This window comes from Hoeflea sp. 108 (genome assembly GCF_000372965.1).
Lineage (GTDB): Bacteria > Pseudomonadota > Alphaproteobacteria > Rhizobiales > Rhizobiaceae > Aminobacter.
Genome location: NZ_KB890024.1, coordinates 1,083,849 through 1,100,770, shown reverse-complemented (window position 1 = coordinate 1,100,770; position 16,922 = coordinate 1,083,849). Strand labels below are relative to the sequence as shown.

Here is a 16,922-nt window from a genome sequence, read left to right as displayed (position 1 = left end):
CCGCCCATGACCTCACGCACCCGCATGAACGTCTATTTCGACCCGGCCTTGCTTAAGCAGGTCGAGGCGCTGGCGCTCCGCCGCAACATCTCCAAATCCGCGATCGTCGAAGCCGCCGTGGCCTCCTTCCTGTCCGGCGACACCAGCGAGAAGCTGGAGGCCGCTATGTCGCGCCGGCTCGACCGGCTCGGCCGTCAGGTCGGCGCGCTGGACGAGGATCTCGCCGTGCTCGGCGAGACGCTGGCGCTCTTCGTCCGCTTCTGGCTGACCTTCACGCCGCCGATGTCGGATGCCGCCCAAGGGGCGGCGCGAGCCAAGGGCACGGAGCGGTTCGAGGGGTTCATGCAGACCCTCGGCAAGCGTCTCGCAACCGGCGACAGGTTCCTCAAGGAATTGTCGCGCGATATGGAGCCGGGCGCAGCCAAGGCCAATGAACTGGAATAAAATTCGACCTCTTTCAAGGTGCGCGTTCACCTAGATCTCGTCCAAGCGCGCGCTAGAGGTCGGCGAAGGAGGGAATCAAGCCCTAGATCATCATCAGCCCAAGGGTGGATAGTGTGGTTGCATCCTTGATCTGGCCAGTCGCGATCATGCCTTTGATCTGCGAGAACGAAAATGCCCTGCAGATCAGGCCATGCTCTTCCGGATCGAGGCTTTGCTCGCCTTCGGTCAGTCCGGTCGCGAGGAAGATATTGAAGCCTTGATTGGAGTAGCCATACGCCTGGAAGAGATGCCCCGCATGCTCAAGCCTTCCGGCTGCCAGGCCCGTCTCTTCCTTCAGCTCCGCTCTCGCAAGGTCCTCGGGCGCCTTGTCCGGCTCGTTTTCCCAACTGCCTTGAGGCAGCTCCCAATAGCGGCCCGCCACCGGATATCGGTATTGCTCGACAAGATAGATTCGATCGCCTTCGAGGGGCACGATGACGGCGTAGTCGGGCTTGCTGACGACGGCATAAAGACCCTGGGAGCCGTCCTCGCGAATGAATTCGTCTTCGCGGACCTCCATCCAGCGATTCTTGTAAGCAATCCGCGATGACTTCGTGTCCCACCCCATGGTCGTGCTCCAGCCGATATCCGCTATGCTTTGGCCGTGGCCAAGATGATCAAACCCAGGATCAGTAGCGAGATTGCCGCCGATTTCGCACGGATTCTGTCCTCCTTGAGTACGAACACAGCGAACAAGAACGCTGTCACGACGCTGACGCGGCGTAGCGCGGACAGGATGCCGATGATTGCGTCGGGGTTCAACAGCGCTCGAAAATAGATGAACTCGCCGAGCGACATGCCAAGGCCACCTGCGGCGATACCCCAATGCCAATGGGCCCCCCGAGCAGCGCCGGGCTTCAACCTCATGTGGCCTCCCACCGCAGCAGCCACGATGGCGAATCTGTAGAAGTCCGACAGGAACTGGATGTGGCGTGGATCGATGTCCCGGCCGGAAACAAGGGCTTTGTCCAGCAACAGGCTGATGCCCGCCAGCAATACCGCACCCGTCATCGCGGCAATCCATGCCATGCTGGCGCGAGCACCTCCCGACCGCAATCCCACGGTCGTATAGATCGTCAAAGCCCCCAGGATCAGAATGAGGCCGGCCCACTCCTGAGGTCTCAAGGACTCCTGGAAAAGAAGTATGCCGCCGATGAGCGGCCAGATCGGACCCGTCGCGCGAATGCCACCCGCCACGGAGAGGGGAAGATGCTTTATCGCGGCGAAAGCCAGCAGTGACGACGCTGCCAGGCACGAACTTTTCAGGAAGATTGCGAGATGGCTGGTGAATGCGATCTTGCCGATCGCGCCTAGCCATTCCATGCCTGAGCCTTGGATGAACATCCATCCGATCACGGGAATCCAGAATAGAACCGCAAATGCGAATGTTCCGGCTAAAACAAATAGGATGCTATTTTCTTCAAGTCCGCGTTTGGTAGCGACGTCCGAAAGACCAAATACCAGACCAGATAAAGCGCCAAGCGCGATCCATTGCATCTCAAGAAATCGCCAATTCTACAATGGCTTTTCGTATACCGCTCCGCGAAGCGAAAGCAATCTCTAGTCCCGCCCGACAGGAACGGAAGCGCGTGCAATGTGTGGTTTTGGAACGTATCTCGTTCAATAATGGCGCTTTTCAAGCTGTGTTGCATGCGGTCATTTCGGTTCATGTCGAACGAAGCCGAAAGAAAACCGCACGCGAATAGCTAGCTCGAAAGCTCTTTCGCTCCTTGCCCAACGGGATACCGAGATCTAGTCGTTTAGCTGGCGGCCGCCATGGATGACGGTCCGCTGGACATGTCAGGCAGGTTCCCAAATCTCTCGGTAACTCAAAGGTCTTTGGTGAGGATGGATCGTAAATCTGCGCTCGGGTTCGTGCTTCTATCTGCAATCCTGTTCGGTGGCTCCGGGGTTTGGGGTAAGGCGCTCTTCCGCACCGATTTGACGCCCGTTCAAGTGACAGGCTTCAGAATTATCGTCGCAGGCTTGTGCGTCGCGATCTTTGCAAGCCTTCGCGGCGCGAAAAGCTTTCATGTCACCAAGCCGCAATTTCTGTTCCTCGCCGGCTTTTCCGTCATGTTTACGCTGGTGCAGTTGTCGTTCTTCGTCGCTGTCGCGCTGACCAGCGTGGCCGTCGCGCTGACCCTGCAATACACGGCGCCGGCCTTCGTCGTGCTCTGGGAAAAGCTGCGGCATGGCCGCCGGATCGGATCGGTCCGATTGCTTTCGATGGTCGCCGCCCTCGCGGGCTGCGCGCTGATCGCGCAAGTTGGAAACGCGGCCTATCTCAACGACAACCTGGCCGGCATCCTCGCCGGATTCGCATGCGGGCTGATCCTCGCCGTCTACAACGTCATGGGCAACGAGGTTCCAGATCGGGGCATCAGCTCGGGAACGGCTGCCTTCTACTCATTCGGGCTGTCGGCGGTCGCATGGCTTGTCGTATTGCCGGTCTATGCGCCGGACAGCGGCAGTCTCAATGCCGAGACCATAGGTCAAATCCTGCTGCTCGGCGTTGCGGCAACCTTCGTGCCGTTCGTGCTGCTGATCGTCGGCCTCAGGCATGTGGCGGCGTTCGAAGCGACCATCATGGGCATGATGGACCCGGTTGCCGGTGGCTTGCTGGCCTACGCCTTTCTTGGCGAACATTTGACGCCGTCGCAGATGATCGGAATGGCACTGGTTCTGGTCGCGGTCATTACGCTGAGTTCAATGCCATCTTTGTCGCAGCGTCCTCTTTCACAGGAGCGAAAAGCGGCTATCCTGACATCCCGAGAGCAATGATAACTTTCGGGGGTTCCATGGATATTTCGACCTTACTCGCCTTCGCAGCGGCATTCTTCGTCTTCGCCGCCAGCCCCGGCCCGGACAACATGACGATCGTCGCCCGCACGATCTCGCACGGCGCGGCGTCGGGCATCGCCTACGGAGCGGGAACGGTCGTCGGCATCCTGTTCTTCCTCACACTCGCAGCGTTCGGCCTGTCGGTCATCGCAGCCGAAATGGGAATCGTCATGACGATCCTGCGCTATGCCGGCGCAGCCTATCTGATCTGGATGGGCGTGAAGCTCTGGACGGCTGAGCCTGTAGTGCCGGATTTGCTGCCCGTCTCAGAACGGCGCGGCCTGCTGAGCATTTTTGCGACCGGTGTCGCACTCAACCTCGGCAATCCGAAGATGCCGCTGTTCTATGTGGCTCTACTGCCCAATGTCGTTGGCGCATCGCTCACCCCCGGCCATATCGCTGCGCTCGCAGCCGTCATCCTCGCCGTGGAGATCGTGGTGATCGGCGGGCATGTCGTTCTCGCCGGCCGCGCCCGCAAGCTGCTACGGACGCCGACCGTGGTTCGCCGCGTGAATCGAACAGCCGGCGGCGTCATGATCGGCGCGGGTGTTGCGGTCGTCGCATCGAAATAAGCCGCCCCGACCAATAGCAGGAACTGACGAAATCATGAGCTCGGACGAGATATCGCAGGCCGCCGCGATCCTTGGTGAATTGCCGGTAGGATTCGTCCCACCCCTCCTGTTCCGCCAGTTCGCCCGCCTTGCGGTGCTGCCCAGCTTTGTTGTCGTTCCCTTGTTCCGTCGGAACTCCGAAACCTATGTTCGGCTGACGCAGCGGGACATGGGAGATCCCGATTATCCCGGTCAATGGCATCCCCCTGGCACGGTGATCCGCCCGACTGATGAAACCCTGCAAGCGTGTTTCGAGCGGCTTGCGCGCTCGGAATTGCCGGAGATGACCGTTATCGGCGGGCCTGTCTTTTTCGATATCGCCTTTACGCAGATCATTCGCGGAAGAGAGCTATCGCTGCTGCATTGGGTCGAGATCACCGACGACAACACGCCGGACTGCTTCCCCGTCGGCGATCTGCCGAGAGCTACGATCGACACAGACATGCCCAGGATTGAGGGAGCGGCGACGCACTTCGCGCAAACTCGGATGTCGTGCGCCGGCACAGTCGCAAACCCGAAACCGTGAATTTTTTTCTCGTTGCCGAAGCCGGCGCAACAGGATGCACCGATGATACTCTGCCATGACAGCCAAGAGGTTTACGCCAACAGATGGATGCGGGTGCGGGAGGACGCGGTCGAGTTCCCAGGCGGCGCGCGCGGCATCTATGGCGTTGTCGAGAAGCCGGATTTCGTTGCCATCGTGCCTGTGGACACCGCCGGCCGCGTTCATCTGGTGCAGCAGTATCGCTATCCCGTCCAAGGGCGATATTGGGAAATTCCCCAAGGATCATGGGAGGGCAGCCCCGGTGTGGACCCCGAAAAGATCGCGTTGGCCGAACTTCGCGAGGAGACGGGCCTGCGTGCCGGCCACCTGACACGGGTCGGTCATCTTTTCGCAGCCTACGGTTTTTCCAACCAAGGCTATCACCTCTACGTCGCGACCGACCTGGAACAGGGAGAGGCCGAAAGGGAGCCCACTGAGAGCGACATGATCTCGCAAGGGTTCACGGTTGAGCAGATTCGCCGCATGATCGCGGAAGGCCAGATCAAGGACGCCACCACCATTGCGGCTTTCGGGTATCTGCTCCTGGTTACCGATTTCGCTTCCGTCTTCGGCTAACTCTACGGTACCTCCGCATAGCCGCCGTTGCGTTGCAAAGATCTGTCGCGCATCTTCGGCTTTCGCAACTGGTTTTCGCGGCAATCGGCAGATTCTTTATATTCAAATGCATTGCTCAAAATGAGAAAATAAATCCAACCATGCAATCAAAGCTGCGCGTAGCAACAGTCCAGTTCCAGCACCGGGCGAGCGACAAGGACTATAACCTTTCGAGGATAGAGGCGTTCGCCCACAGTGCCGGCGAAGCAGGCGCTGAACTTGTTCTCATGCCGGAGATGTGCATCCCCGGCTACTGGCATGTCCCCAAGCTGAACACATCCGATCTGACGGAGCTGGCCGAACCGGCGGATGGCCCGTCGCTGCACAAAGTGGCAGAGCTCGCAGCGTCCATCGGGATCGCGATCGGTGTCGGCTGGCTGGAACGCGGCGAGGATGGCCGCCTCTACAACGCCTACCGGGTTTGCTTCCACAATGGCTCGGGCCATACTCATCGCAAGCTGCATGCCTTCGAGCATCCCCTGATCCAAAGCGGCGAACGTTACACCGTCTTCGATACGCCCTGGGGTGTTCGAATGGCGATCCTGATCTGCTGGGACAACAATCTGGTCGAGAATGCCCGCGCATGTGCCCTGTTGGGAGCGCATGTGCTCCTGGCTCCGCATCAGACCGGAGGAACGAACTCCCGCAGCCCCCATGGAATGAAACCAATCCCCGTGGAGCTTTGGGAGCGTCGATCGACCGACCCCGATCCGGTCAGGCAGGCTTTCGCAGGACCGCATGGGCGGGGATGGCTCATGCGCTGGCTCCCTGCGCGAGCGCACGACAACGGCATGTTCCTGATTTTCAGCAATGGCGTCGGGCGTGACGAGGACGAGGTTCGCACGGGCAACGCGATGATCCTCGACCCCTATGGGCGCATCGTTGCCGAGAGCACGGCCATCGAGGACGACATGGTTGTGGCCGACCTCGATCTCTCGCTCGTTCCCAATAGCAGTGGACAGCGTTGGATGACCGGACGTCGGCCGGAACTTTATTCCCTGCTCACGGAACGTCGCGGCGACGAACGTTCACCACGAGCGACGCGCTTTGATCTCAAGGAGTAGCGTGGTTTGTCGTGGGTTTCGGGATTTTCGCGACAGTTCTTCGGGTGCTCGCGTTTCTAGGAGAGAGGTGACGGAAGCTTCACGCCTGCCCGATACAATCGTTATGGAAAGTTTTCGCCATTAGCCTGGAAGTAGAACATGGGCAGGTCCACCATAAAACATCTCTATCGGGACGCCGCTCTGTGGCCCGAAGTGGAAATTGCGGCATGATGGCACGGCGGGGGGTGATGGGGCTGCTGGGCGGTCTGGCTGTGGTTACGGTCGCGGGCTGCGATCCGTTTGTGCGATCGGCGAGCTATCGTTTCAGGATGACGGTCGAGATCGAGACGCCGCAGGGTGTCAGGCGCGGCTCGTCGGTTATGGAGGTCGTGGCGCAGAAGGGCTCCTTCAGCCTGGGCGATACGACCGGAAACGGTGTCGGGCTCGCGGGAGAGGCGGTTATTGTTGATTTGCCGACAGGCTCGGTCTTCGTATTGCTGGAGTTGCCTGATGCAAGGGGACCGCTCGCCAGCGTGGCGACCGTGGCGTTAGCGCCCGATGCGCGCGGAGGCGACGGATCAAATTTCTTCAGCGCGGTCAAACGCCTGGGGGGCTGGTTTGGAAGCGCCAGCGCGGAACTTCCGCGCGAATCCTGGCCGATGATGGTGCGGTTCCGTGACATCAACGATCCCAAGAGCGTCGAGCCCAGCCAGATTGGTGTCAAACGGATTTTGCTCGAAACGACGAGTGAACCAGTGACAACCGGGATCAAACTGCGACTGCCTTGGTTGGTGTCACAGAAACAAGAGTCAAGTTTGGACGAAACCTTTACTTTTGCGATCAAGCCAACGTTGGCGCAAAGATTGCGGCACAGCAATTTCAGGCAAGGAGGCGCGGACTGACGGCTGTGCGGTCCGCTCTTTGATTACCTCAGCGTCGCACAACTCCTAGATTTCGCGGCAAAATCGGCTGCATTGAACTTCCAGAGAAATTTCTGTCGCAAAACTCCTTCGCAGAAGTCGGAATTTTGCGACCGAGTTTTGCGACACGTTGCCTGTACGCATCAAGACGAATCAGGACATGGCCACGGCCAGTGTAAGGACCGCCGCCGTACGCCGCTCCCCGATCATCGTCCTATTCGCCGCCGATAGCCGCCGCCTGCCGCACGGGCTCCGATAGTTGTTGAACAGGCCCGATTTCGGGCTCTTTTAATCATCCCCGATCGGGGAACTGTCTGTTGCGTCCCCTTGGCTTGGGACGGCATGGCGAACAATTCTCATCAGAAACCGGAGGCGATCCAGCGCGGCGCGCGCATGTTGCGCACCGCGCTCGGTCCGGCCATCGCGCGCTTTCTGGAAGACCCCGCCGTTGTCGAGGTGATGCTGAACCCAGACGGGCGCATCTGGATCGACCGTCTCTCCCAGGGACTGTCCGACACCGGCGAAACCCTGTCGCCCGCCGACAGCGAGCGCATCGTGCGCCTGGTCGCCCACCATGTCGGCGCGGAGGTTCACGCCCGCTCGCCGCGCGTCTCGGCCGAGCTGCCCGAGACGGGGGAACGGTTCGAGGGACTTCTTCCCCCCGTCGTGGCCGCGCCAGCCTTCGCGATCCGCAAGCCCGCTGTCGCTGTCTTTACGCTCGACGACTATGTGGCCGCCGGGATCATGTCGGCCGATCAGGCCGTGACCCTGCGCGAAGCCGTCGCATCGCGGGCCAACATCCTCGTCGCGGGCGGCACCTCTACCGGCAAGACCACGCTGACCAATGCGCTGCTCGCCGAAGTCGCCAAGAGCGGGGATCGCGTCGTCATCATCGAGGACACGCGCGAGCTGCAATGCACCGCGCCGAACCTCGTCTCCATGCGCACGAAGGAAGGCGTCGTCACGCTCTCCGATCTCGTCCGCTCCTCGCTGCGCCTGCGCCCCGACCGCATCCCCATCGGCGAGGTGCGCGGTGCTGAAGCGCTCGACCTCCTCAAAGCCTGGGGCACCGGCCATCCCGGTGGCGTCGGCACCATCCACGCCGGCACCGGCATCGGCGCGCTGCGCCGTCTCGAACAGCTCATCCAGGAAGCCGTCGTCACCGTCCCGCGCGCCCTGATCGCCGAGACGATCGACCTCGTGGCCGTCCTCTCCGGCCGCGGCTCCGTGCGCCGGCTCGCCGAACTCGCCCGCGTCGAAGGGCTCGGCCCCGACGGGGACTACCGCGTCACCGCAGCCACCCCCAGCAACACAGGAGACCCTTCATGATCCGCATGTCCATGCGCGTCCGTCGCACCGTCGCGACCGCCGCCGCCTTCGCCTATGTCAATCTCGTCCTCGTTCCCGCCGCGCACGCTTCCGGCTCGTCCATGCCGTGGGAAGCGCCGCTCCAGAAAATCCTCCAGTCGATCGAAGGCCCCGTGGCCAAGATCGTCGCGGTCATCATCATCATCGCGACGGGCCTCGCGCTCGCCTTCGGAGACACGTCGGGCGGCTTTCGCAAGCTGATCCAGATCGTCTTCGGCCTGTCGATCGCCTTCGCCGCCAGCTCGTTCTTCCTGTCGTTCTTCTCGTTCGGCGGCGGGGCGCTCGTCTGATGGCGGTTGCCTTCGAGCAACTCGACGTGCCGGGATTCACCGTCCCGGTTCACCGCGCGCTGACCGAGCACATCCTGCTCGGCGGCGCGCCGCGCTCCATCGCGATCCTCAACGGGACGCTCGCCGGGGCCGTTGGCCTCGGCCTGCGCCTCTGGCTGGTCGGCCTCCTCATCTGGGCCGTCGGTCACTTCGCGGCGGTGTGGGCCGCCAAGCGCGATCCGCTCTTTGTCGAGGTCGGCCGACGCCATCTGCGCGTCCCCGGCCATCTCGCGGTCTGAGGGAGGCGACAGCCATGATGAACCTTGCCGAATATCGCCGCACCGCCGCCCGGCTTGCCGACTTCCTGCCCTGGGTCGCGCTCGCCTCCGAGGGCGTCGTGCTCAACAAGGACGGCAGCTTCCAGCGCACAGCGCGCTTTCGCGGTCCCGATCTCGACAGCGCCGTCGCCGCCGAACTGGTCGCGGTCGCCGGGCGCATCAACAACGCCTTCCGCCGTCTCGGCTCGGGCTGGAGCATCTTCGTCGAGGCGCAACGCCATGCCGCCGAGACCTATCCGGCGAGCGAGTTTCCCGATCCGGCCTCCGGCCTGGTCGACGCCGAGCGCAGGGCCGATTTCGAGGAAGCCGGGGCGCACTATGTCTCCGGCTATTATCTGACCTTCCTCTATCTGCCCCCGGCCGAGGAAGCCGCCCGCGCTGAAAGCTGGCTCTACGAGGGCCGCGAGCGCAGCGGCGTCGACCCGGACGAGATCCTGCGCGCCTTCATCGACCGAACCGGCCGCGTGCTGGCGCTGCTCGACGGCTTCATGCCCGAATGCGCCTGGCTCGATGACGCCGAGACGCTGACTTATCTCCATTCCTGCGTTTCCACGAAACGCCACCGCGTCCGCGTGCCGGAAACGCCGGTCTATCTCGATGCGCTGCTCGCCGACCAGCCGCTGACCGGCGGGCTGGAGCCGCGCCTTGGCGATCAGCATCTGCGCATCCTTACCGTCATCGGCTTTCCGACCGCGACCACGCCCGGCCTGCTCGACGACCTCAACCGGCTGGCCTTCCCGTATCGCTGGTCCACCCGCGCGATCCTGCTCGACAAGACCGACGCCACGAAGCTGCTGACCAAAATCCGCCGCCAGTGGTTCGCCAAGCGCAAGTCGATCGCGGCGATCCTCAAGGAAGTCATGACCAACGAGGCGTCCGCCCTCGTGGACACGGACGCCGCCAACAAGGCGGCCGATGCCGACATGGCCTTGCAGGAGCTGGGTCAGGACGTGGCAGGCATGGCCTATGTCACGGCCACCATCACCGTATGGGACGCCGATCCGCGTCTTGCCGACGAGAAGCTGCGGCTGGTCGAGAAGGTCATCCAGGGCCGCGACTTCACGGCCATGATCGAGACCGTCAATTCCGGCGATGCCTGGCTCGGCTCACTCCCCGGACATGCCTACGCCAATGTCCGCCAGCCGCCCATCTCGACGCTCAATCTCGCTCACATGATCCCCCTCTCTGCCGTGTGGGCGGGGCCGGAACGGGACGAGCATTTCGATTCGCCCCCGCTGCTTTACGGCAGAACGGAAGGCTCGACCCCGTTCCGGCTATCCCTTCATGTCGGCGATGTCGGGCATACGCTCGTCGTCGGCCCGACCGGCGCGGGCAAATCCGTGCTGCTCGCGCTCATGGCCCTGCAGTTCCGCCGCTACGAGCGCTCCCAGGTCTTCGCCTTCGACTTCGGCGGCTCGATCCGGGCCTCCGCGCTCGCCATGGGCGGCGACTGGCACGATCTCGGCGGCGGATTGACCGAGGGGGACCAATTCTCCGTCTCGCTCCAGCCGCTCGCCCGCATCGACGACAGCTATGAACGCGCCTGGGCGGCCGACTGGATCGTCGCGATCCTGACGCGCGAAGCGATCCAGATCACGCCGGAGGTGAAGGAGCATATCTGGACGGCGCTGACCTCTCTGGCTTCCGCGCCGGTCGAGGAACGCACCATTACGGGCTTCGCAGTCCTGCTCCAGTCGAACGACATCAAGCAGGCGCTCCGGCCCTATTGCGTCGGGGGCGCCTATGGCCGGCTGCTCGACGCCGAGGCCGAACATCTCGGCTCCGCCGACGTGCAGGCGTTCGAGATCGAGGGGTTGGTCGGCACCGGCGCGGCGCCCGCCGTGCTGTCCTATCTCTTCCACCGCATCGGCGATCGTCTCGATGGGCGGCCGACGCTGCTCATCATCGACGAAGGCTGGCTGGCGCTCGACGACGAAGGCTTCGCGGGCCAGCTCCGTGAATGGCTGAAGACGCTGCGCAAGAAGAACGCCTCCGTCATCTTCGCCACGCAGTCGCTGTCCGACATCGACAATTCGAGCATCGCGCCGGCCATCATCGAAAGCTGCCCGACCCGCCTGCTGCTCCCGAACGAACGCGCGATCGAGCCGCAGATCACGGCCATCTATCGCCGCTTCGGCCTCAACGACCGGCAGATCGAAATCCTAGCGCGGGCCACGCCCAAGCGCGACTATTACTGCCAGTCCCGGCGCGGCAACCGCCTGTTCGAGCTGGGCCTGTCCGAAGTCGGCCTCGCGCTCTGCGCCGCATCCTCCAAGTCCGACCAGACGCTGATCGCCAACCTCGTCGCCGAACATGGCCGCGAAGGTTTCCTCGCCGCCTGGCTGCGCGCCCGCGACGCCGGATGGGCAGTCGATCTCATCCCGAACTTCCCCGCAGCCGAAAAGGAGACTTGACCATGAAGATCCGTACTTTCCGCACGCGCGCCATGGCGCTCGCCGCAACCATGCTGGCAGCCGCACCGATCGCGTTGTCGCCGATGGTGGCCACGCCGGCACTGGCATGGCGCATCGTCTATGACCCGACGAACTACGCACAAAACGTCCTGACCGCCGCGCGCACGCTGGAGCAGATTACCCACCAGATCACCTCGCTCCAGAACGAAGCGCAGATGCTCATCAATCAGGCCCGCAACCTCGCGAGCCTGCCGTTCTCCGCGCTCCAGACCTTGCAGCAGAACGTCCAGAAGACCCAACAGCTCTTGAGCCAGGCGCAGAACATCGCGTTCAACGTCCAGCAAATCGACCAGATGTTCAGCCAGAAGTACGGCAGCGTCTCCATGTCGTCGACGGACGCCCAGCTCGTCGCCAATGCCCGCGATCGCTGGAAGAACACAGTCGGCGGTTTGCAGGACGCCATGCGCGTGCAGGCCGGCGTTGTCTCCAACATCGACACCAACCGCACGCAGATGTCGGCGCTGGTCAACCAGAGCCAGGGCGCGACCGGCGCATTGCAGGCGACGCAGGCCGGCAATCAGATCCTCGCCCTGCAATCGCAGCAGCTCTCCGATCTCGTGGCGCTGCTCGCCGCGAACGGTCGCGCGGGCGCGCTGACCGAAGCCGAGCGTGCGGCCGCCGCCGAACAGGGGCGCGAACAGCGCCGACGTTTCCTGACGCCGGGCTCGGGCTACCAGCCGGGCAACGCGCAGATGTTCAACAACGGCAACTGAGGGCGTGACCATGGACGGCAAGATGCTGGCACGCCTCGGCGCAATCGTCTTCGTCGCCGTCGCCATCACAGCGACGGTGATCGAGCTGACCCGCAAAGAGGACGCGCCGGCATCTTCGCCGGTGCGCCTTCACCAACCCGCTTCCGATCCGCTGCGCGAAAGCCAGCGCCGGTGCCAGAAGCTTGGCCAGCAGGCCGCGAACGACACCGACTGCCTGCGCGTCTGGGCGGAGACACGCGACCGCTTTCTCGGCCGCACGCCCGCGCCGCTTTCGCCCACTCAGATCGAAGGACGCTGATCCGTGGGAGGCGCTGGCGTCATCGATAATTTCCTTGGGGTCTTCACCCGCTATATCGACTCCGGCTTCGGCCTGTTGTCCGGCGAGGTCGCCTTCATCGCGACCACGCTCATCGTGATCGACGTGACGCTCGCCGCGCTGTTCTGGTCCTGGGGCGCCGATGACGACATCATCGCCCGGCTCGTGAAGAAGACGCTGTTCGTCGGCGTGTTCGCCTATCTCATCGGCAATTGGAACAATCTGGCCAAGATCGTCTTCGACAGCTTCGCCGGTCTCGGCCTGAAGGCGAGCGGGACCGGGTTTTCCGCCGCCGACCTGATGCGGCCCGGCAAGGTGGCGCAGACTGGCCTCGATGCCGCCCGACCGCTGCTCGAATCCATCTCCGACCTGATGGGCTGGGTCGCCTTTTTCGAGAATTTCATCCAGATCGCCTGCCTGCTCTTCGCCTGGGCGCTGGTCATCCTCGCTTTCTTCATTCTGGCGATCCAGCTCTTCGTGACGCTCATAGAATTCAAGCTGTCAACGCTGGCCGGCTTTGTCCTCATCCCGTTTGGCCTCTTCGGGAAAACCGCCTTCATGGCTGAAAAGGTGCTCGGCAATGTCATCTCGTCGGGCATCAAGGTTCTCGTGCTGGCCGTCATCATCGGCATCGGCTCGACGCTCTTCAGCCAGTTCACCGCCGGGTTCGGAGGAGTAACGCCGAGCATTGACGCCGCCATGGCCGTCGTGCTCGCAGCCTTGTCGTTGCTCGGCCTCGGCATCTTCGGTCCCGGTATCGCATCCGGCCTAGTCAGTGGCGGCCCGCAGCTCGGCGCGGGCGCTGCCGTTGGAACGGGCCTCGCGGCAGGCGGCATGGTGCTGGCCGGCGCTGGCGCTGCCGGCCTCGCCGCCAAGGGCGGTGCAGCCGCACTTTCCACCAGCGCTGCCGCTGTGCGTGGCGGCGCGACCGCCGCTGGCGCGGCATCCGCCGCCTTCAGCCTCGGCTCGCTCGGCCAGTCCGGCGCGGCGGGCGTGGCATCCGGCATAGGCGGCGTCGGACGGGCGGCAGGCAGCGCGGCCTTGTCGCCGCTTCGCCGTGCGAGCTCCAGCGTCAAATCCAGCTTCTCCGATGGCGTTAAATCCGGCTTCAGCGCGACCGGCGGCTCCTCGACCATGGGAACGGTCGGCGGCGCGGCCGAGGCCGGACCCGACGTGTCCACCGCCCAGTCCGCCAAGGGGCAATCCGATTGGGCGAAGCGGATGCAGCGCTCGCAACGCCTTTCGCATGGCGTCCAATCCGCGGCTCATGCCGTCCGCTCCGGCGACAGCCATGGCTCCGGCTCCTCCGTCAACCTCTCTGAAAGTGACCGCTGATGAACCTCTTCAAAAGACCCGCCGCGCACTACGGCAAGACCCCGCAACCCGAGACACCTTATCAAAAGGCCGCCCAGGTCTGGGACGAGCGGATCGGCTCGGCCCGCGTACAGGCCAAGAACTGGCGTTATATGGCCTTCGGCTCGCTATTCCTCTCGGCGGGCTTTGCCAGCGCACTCGTCTGGCAGTCCATCCAGGGGACGGTGGTGCCATGGGTGGTGCAGGTCGATAACCTCGGCCAGGCGCAAACCATTGCACCTGCGACGGCCGACTTCCGCCCGACCGATCCACAGATCGCATGGCATCTGGCCCGTTTCATCGAGCAGGTGCGCAGCATTCCGGCCGATCCGGTCATCGTCCGGCAGAACTGGCTTCGCGCCTACGAGTGGACGACCGACCGCGGCGCGGGCGCGCTCAACGACTATGCCCGCACCAACGATCCCTTCGCCAAGGTCGGCAAGCAGCAGATCGCCGTCGAGGTCTCCAGCGTCATTCGCGCGTCGGCCGACAGCTTCCGCGTCGCCTGGACCGAACGCCGCTACGAGGATGGCAAGCTCGCCACGACGGAGCGGTGGACGGCGATCTTGACCATCGCCCTCCAGCCGCCCCGCGACGCCGACCGGCTGAAAGCCAATCCGCTCGGCATCTACGTCAACGCCATTAGCTGGTCGCGGGAGATGAGCCAATGAGCCTGGCCTTCAGCAAACCCACCGTCGCCGCCCTCATGCTGTCCGCGACCATGCTCGCCGGCTGCGCCACCTACAAGCCGCCTGAGATCAGCTACGATCAGAGCGTGCCACCATTGCCGGCTCTTCCGGCAGCGGCGATTGATCCGCAATTGCGCCTGCTGCACATACCGCCGGCCTGGACAGTCGCGCGCGGCGGCCAGATCGCCAGCACGGCGACGGCCCGCGTCGAGAACGCCAATGCCGCCGCCCGTGTACAGCCGCGCAGGGAGGGGTACTTCAACGCCATCCAGGTCTATCCGTGGTCGGAAGGCGCGCTCTATCAAGTCTATGCCGCACCTGGCCAGATCACCAATATCGCGCTCGAACCCGGCGAAAGCCTGACCGGCGCGGGACCGATCGCCGCCGGCGATACAGCGCGCTGGATCATCGGCGATACCGAATCCGGCTCTGGTGTCGCCCGCCGCGTGCATGTGCTGGTCAAGCCGACGCGCGCCGACATCACCACCAATCTCGTCATCACCACCGACCGGCGCACCTACATGGTCGAACTGCGTTCCGGCGAGAAGCCTTATATGCCGGCCGTGTCCTGGTCCTATCCGCAGCCGGCGGGCGGCGGGCGTCAGGCCGTTCCGGCAACGCCGGTCATTCCGGCCGTTGCCGCTCGAAACTATCGTTACGGCCTGACCGGCAGCAGCAATCCGCCATGGAAGCCGCTCGCCGTCTATGACGACGGCCGCCGCGTCTATGTCGAATTCCCGCGCGGCATCGTGCAGGGCGAAATGCCACCGATCTTCGTCATCGGCCCCGAGGGCGAGGCCCAGATCGCCAACACCCGCATCCATCAACACATCCTGATCGTCGATCGCCTGTTCAGCGCGGCCGAATTGCGCCTCGGCGCGAGCGACCGCCAGCAGACCGTCAGGATCGTCCGCACCGACGGGAGGCCGCAATCATGAGCGACACCGACACCAACGCCGCCCCAATGCGCCTGCGCGCCGAAGCACCCCGCGTCACGCGCCTGTCCCGCAAGATGCTCGCCAGCGTGGCGGCCGTCGCCCTGGTTGGGATCGGCGGGGCGCTGATCTACGCGCTCCAGACGCGCACGGGCGGCGATGGCGGGGAAGAACTCTATTCCACCGCCAACCGACAGACCGCCGATGGTCTTGCGAGCCTGCCGCGCGACTACACTGGCCCGGTTCTTGGGCCGGCGCTGCCCGGCGATCTTGGCGGCCCGATCCTCAGCGCGCAAAGCGCCGGTCAACCTGTCGCGTCGCCCGTCGTTCCGACGCCGGGTGTCGATGAGGCCGAGCAGCGCCGCCGCGCCGAGGAGGAAGCCGCACGCCTCAGCGCGGTCTTCTTCCAGTCGAGGCAGGGATCGACCGCGGCTACACCGGGCGCCATGCCCGGCCTTGCAGGCTTCGATCCCACCAGCGCCGCCACAAGGCAACCGACCGCGCAGGACCGGCAGCTTGCCTTCCTCAACGCCGCGGCCGACCGGCGCACGGTCACACCCGACCGCGTGACGCCGCCGGCGTCGCCCTTCGTGCTTCAGGCCGGCGCGGTCATCTCGGCCGCGCTCATCACCGGCATCCGTTCCGATCTTCCCGGCCAGATCACGGCGCAGGTCACGGAGAACATCTATGACAGCCCGACCGGCAGCATCCTGCTCGTGCCGCAGGGCACGCGGCTGATTGGCCAGTATGACAACAGCGTCCAGTTCGGGCAGCGCAGGGTGCTGCTCGTCTGGAACCGGCTCATCATGCCGAACGGCCGCTCCATCGTTCTTGAGCGCCAGCCGGGCGCGGACACGCAGGGCTATGCTGGCCTTGAAGATGGCGTCGATTACCACTGGTGGGATCTCGCCAAGGCCGCAGCGCTCTCGACCTTGCTCGGCGTCGGCGCGGAACTCGCCACCGATGACAATGACCGCCTGATCCGCGCCATTCGCGATGGCGCGCAGGACACGGTGAACCACGCCGGCCAGCAGATCGTCCAGCGCCAGTTGCAGGTTGCCCCTACGCTGACCATCCGGCCCGGCTTCCCGGTCAGGGTCATTGTCACCCGCGATCTCGTGCTCGAACCCTACAGGAGCTGACCCATGACCAAACTGAAACTCGGCCCCATCGCCGATGACAAACCCGTCAAGGTCATGGTGGAACTGCCCGCTGCCCTCCATCGTGACCTTGCCGAATATGGCCGTATCCTCGCTGATGGCGCCACGCCGATTGAGCCGGCCAAGCTGATCGTGCCGATGCTGGAACGCTTCGTTGCCACGGATCGCGGTTTCGCCAAGGCGCGACGGTCAACAGGTTGATCGCTCCAAGCCGATTGCCGGCGTGGAATGGCGCAAGCGCATGAAA

At 63.9% G+C, this 16,922-nt stretch carries 20 protein-coding genes; 18 read left to right on the top strand and 2 right to left on the bottom strand.

The features are described 5' to 3' along the window. Positions 1-6: 6 nt before the first annotated feature. Complete coding sequence (locus B015_RS0105455) at positions 7-444, top strand: CopG family transcriptional regulator (protein ID WP_018426657.1); 438 nt, start codon at positions 7-9, stop codon at positions 442-444. A gap of 82 nt (positions 445-526) precedes the next feature. Here the strand turns inward: B015_RS0105455 and B015_RS0105450 are convergent, their stop codons facing one another. Both B015_RS0105450 and B015_RS0105445 read right to left on the bottom strand, forming a co-directional pair. Next, positions 527-1,051 (bottom strand): NUDIX hydrolase, encoded by a 525-nt coding sequence (locus B015_RS0105450; RefSeq protein WP_157632687.1) that lies wholly within the window; start codon positions 1,049-1,051, stop codon positions 527-529. Between the two features lie 23 nt (positions 1,052-1,074). Next, positions 1,075-1,980, bottom strand: coding sequence for an EamA family transporter (locus B015_RS0105445; RefSeq protein WP_018426655.1), 906 nt, complete (start codon positions 1,978-1,980; stop codon positions 1,075-1,077). 279 nt (positions 1,981-2,259) lie between these two features. On the opposite strand from B015_RS0105445, the gene B015_RS0105440 reads away from it, so the two are divergent. From B015_RS0105440 to B015_RS0105360, 17 genes are all read left to right on the top strand, one after another. Continuing rightward, the gene (locus B015_RS0105440) at positions 2,260-3,267 is read left to right on the top strand and encodes a DMT family transporter (RefSeq protein ID WP_081623440.1); all 1,008 of its coding nucleotides are present in this window, start codon (positions 2,260-2,262) and stop codon (positions 3,265-3,267) included. Between the two features lie 17 nt (positions 3,268-3,284). Next, positions 3,285-3,899, top strand: coding sequence for a LysE family translocator (locus B015_RS0105435; RefSeq protein ID WP_018426653.1), 615 nt, complete (start codon positions 3,285-3,287; stop codon positions 3,897-3,899). A gap of 34 nt (positions 3,900-3,933) precedes the next feature. After that, positions 3,934-4,464 (top strand): hypothetical protein, encoded by a 531-nt coding sequence (locus B015_RS0105430; protein ID WP_018426652.1) that lies wholly within the window; start codon positions 3,934-3,936, stop codon positions 4,462-4,464. Positions 4,465-4,476: 12 nt separating this feature from the next. Beyond that, positions 4,477-5,058: an NUDIX hydrolase gene (locus B015_RS0105425; RefSeq protein WP_245262129.1), complete on the top strand. Its 582-nt coding sequence runs from the start codon at positions 4,477-4,479 to the stop codon at positions 5,056-5,058. 140 nt (positions 5,059-5,198) lie between these two features. Next, positions 5,199-6,161: a nitrilase family protein gene (locus tag B015_RS0105420; protein WP_018426650.1), complete on the top strand. Its 963-nt coding sequence runs from the start codon at positions 5,199-5,201 to the stop codon at positions 6,159-6,161. A 206-nt stretch (positions 6,162-6,367) separates the two neighbouring features. Then, a complete protein-coding gene (locus tag B015_RS32110) occupies positions 6,368-7,042 on the top strand; it encodes a hypothetical protein (protein ID WP_018426649.1) in 675 nt (224 codons plus the stop codon). Positions 7,043-7,402: 360 nt separating this feature from the next. Then, entirely contained in the window at positions 7,403-8,389 is a 987-nt protein-coding gene (trbB, locus tag B015_RS0105410) for a P-type conjugative transfer ATPase TrbB (protein WP_018426648.1), read from the top strand. Then, positions 8,386-8,718: a TrbC/VirB2 family protein gene (locus tag B015_RS0105405; protein WP_018426647.1), complete on the top strand. Its 333-nt coding sequence runs from the start codon at positions 8,386-8,388 to the stop codon at positions 8,716-8,718. Before trbB ends, B015_RS0105405 begins: the two co-directional genes overlap by 4 nt. Beyond that, a complete protein-coding gene (locus B015_RS0105400; RefSeq protein WP_018426646.1) occupies positions 8,718-8,996 on the top strand; it encodes a VirB3 family type IV secretion system protein in 279 nt (92 codons plus the stop codon). Before B015_RS0105405 ends, B015_RS0105400 begins: the two co-directional genes overlap by 1 nt. A gap of 14 nt (positions 8,997-9,010) precedes the next feature. Further along, complete coding sequence (gene trbE, locus B015_RS0105395) at positions 9,011-11,449, top strand: conjugal transfer protein TrbE (RefSeq protein ID WP_018426645.1); 2,439 nt, start codon at positions 9,011-9,013, stop codon at positions 11,447-11,449. Between the two features lie 2 nt (positions 11,450-11,451). Beyond that, a complete protein-coding gene (gene trbJ, locus B015_RS0105390) occupies positions 11,452-12,222 on the top strand; it encodes a P-type conjugative transfer protein TrbJ (protein ID WP_018426644.1) in 771 nt (256 codons plus the stop codon). A 10-nt stretch (positions 12,223-12,232) separates the two neighbouring features. Continuing rightward, positions 12,233-12,520 carry a putative entry exclusion protein TrbK-alt gene (gene trbK-alt / locus B015_RS0105385; RefSeq protein WP_018426643.1) on the top strand — a complete coding sequence of 96 codons (288 nt, stop codon included), beginning with the start codon at positions 12,233-12,235 and terminating at the stop codon, positions 12,518-12,520. A gap of 3 nt (positions 12,521-12,523) precedes the next feature. Continuing rightward, positions 12,524-13,873, top strand: a complete 1,350-nt coding sequence (trbL, locus tag B015_RS0105380; RefSeq protein WP_018426642.1) for a P-type conjugative transfer protein TrbL — start codon at positions 12,524-12,526, stop codon at positions 13,871-13,873. Next, positions 13,873-14,562: a conjugal transfer protein TrbF gene (gene trbF / locus B015_RS0105375; RefSeq protein WP_018426641.1), complete on the top strand. Its 690-nt coding sequence runs from the start codon at positions 13,873-13,875 to the stop codon at positions 14,560-14,562. Before trbL ends, trbF begins: the two co-directional genes overlap by 1 nt. After that, complete coding sequence (gene trbG / locus B015_RS0105370; RefSeq protein WP_018426640.1) at positions 14,559-15,518, top strand: P-type conjugative transfer protein TrbG; 960 nt, start codon at positions 14,559-14,561, stop codon at positions 15,516-15,518. Before trbF ends, trbG begins: the two co-directional genes overlap by 4 nt. Further along, positions 15,515-16,657 carry a TrbI/VirB10 family protein gene (locus B015_RS0105365; RefSeq protein WP_018426639.1) on the top strand — a complete coding sequence of 381 codons (1,143 nt, stop codon included), beginning with the start codon at positions 15,515-15,517 and terminating at the stop codon, positions 16,655-16,657. Before trbG ends, B015_RS0105365 begins: the two co-directional genes overlap by 4 nt. Before the next feature lie 3 nt (positions 16,658-16,660). After that, positions 16,661-16,876 (top strand): DUF2274 domain-containing protein, encoded by a 216-nt coding sequence (locus B015_RS0105360; protein WP_018426638.1) that lies wholly within the window; start codon positions 16,661-16,663, stop codon positions 16,874-16,876. The last annotated feature ends 46 nt before the right edge of the window (positions 16,877-16,922 follow it).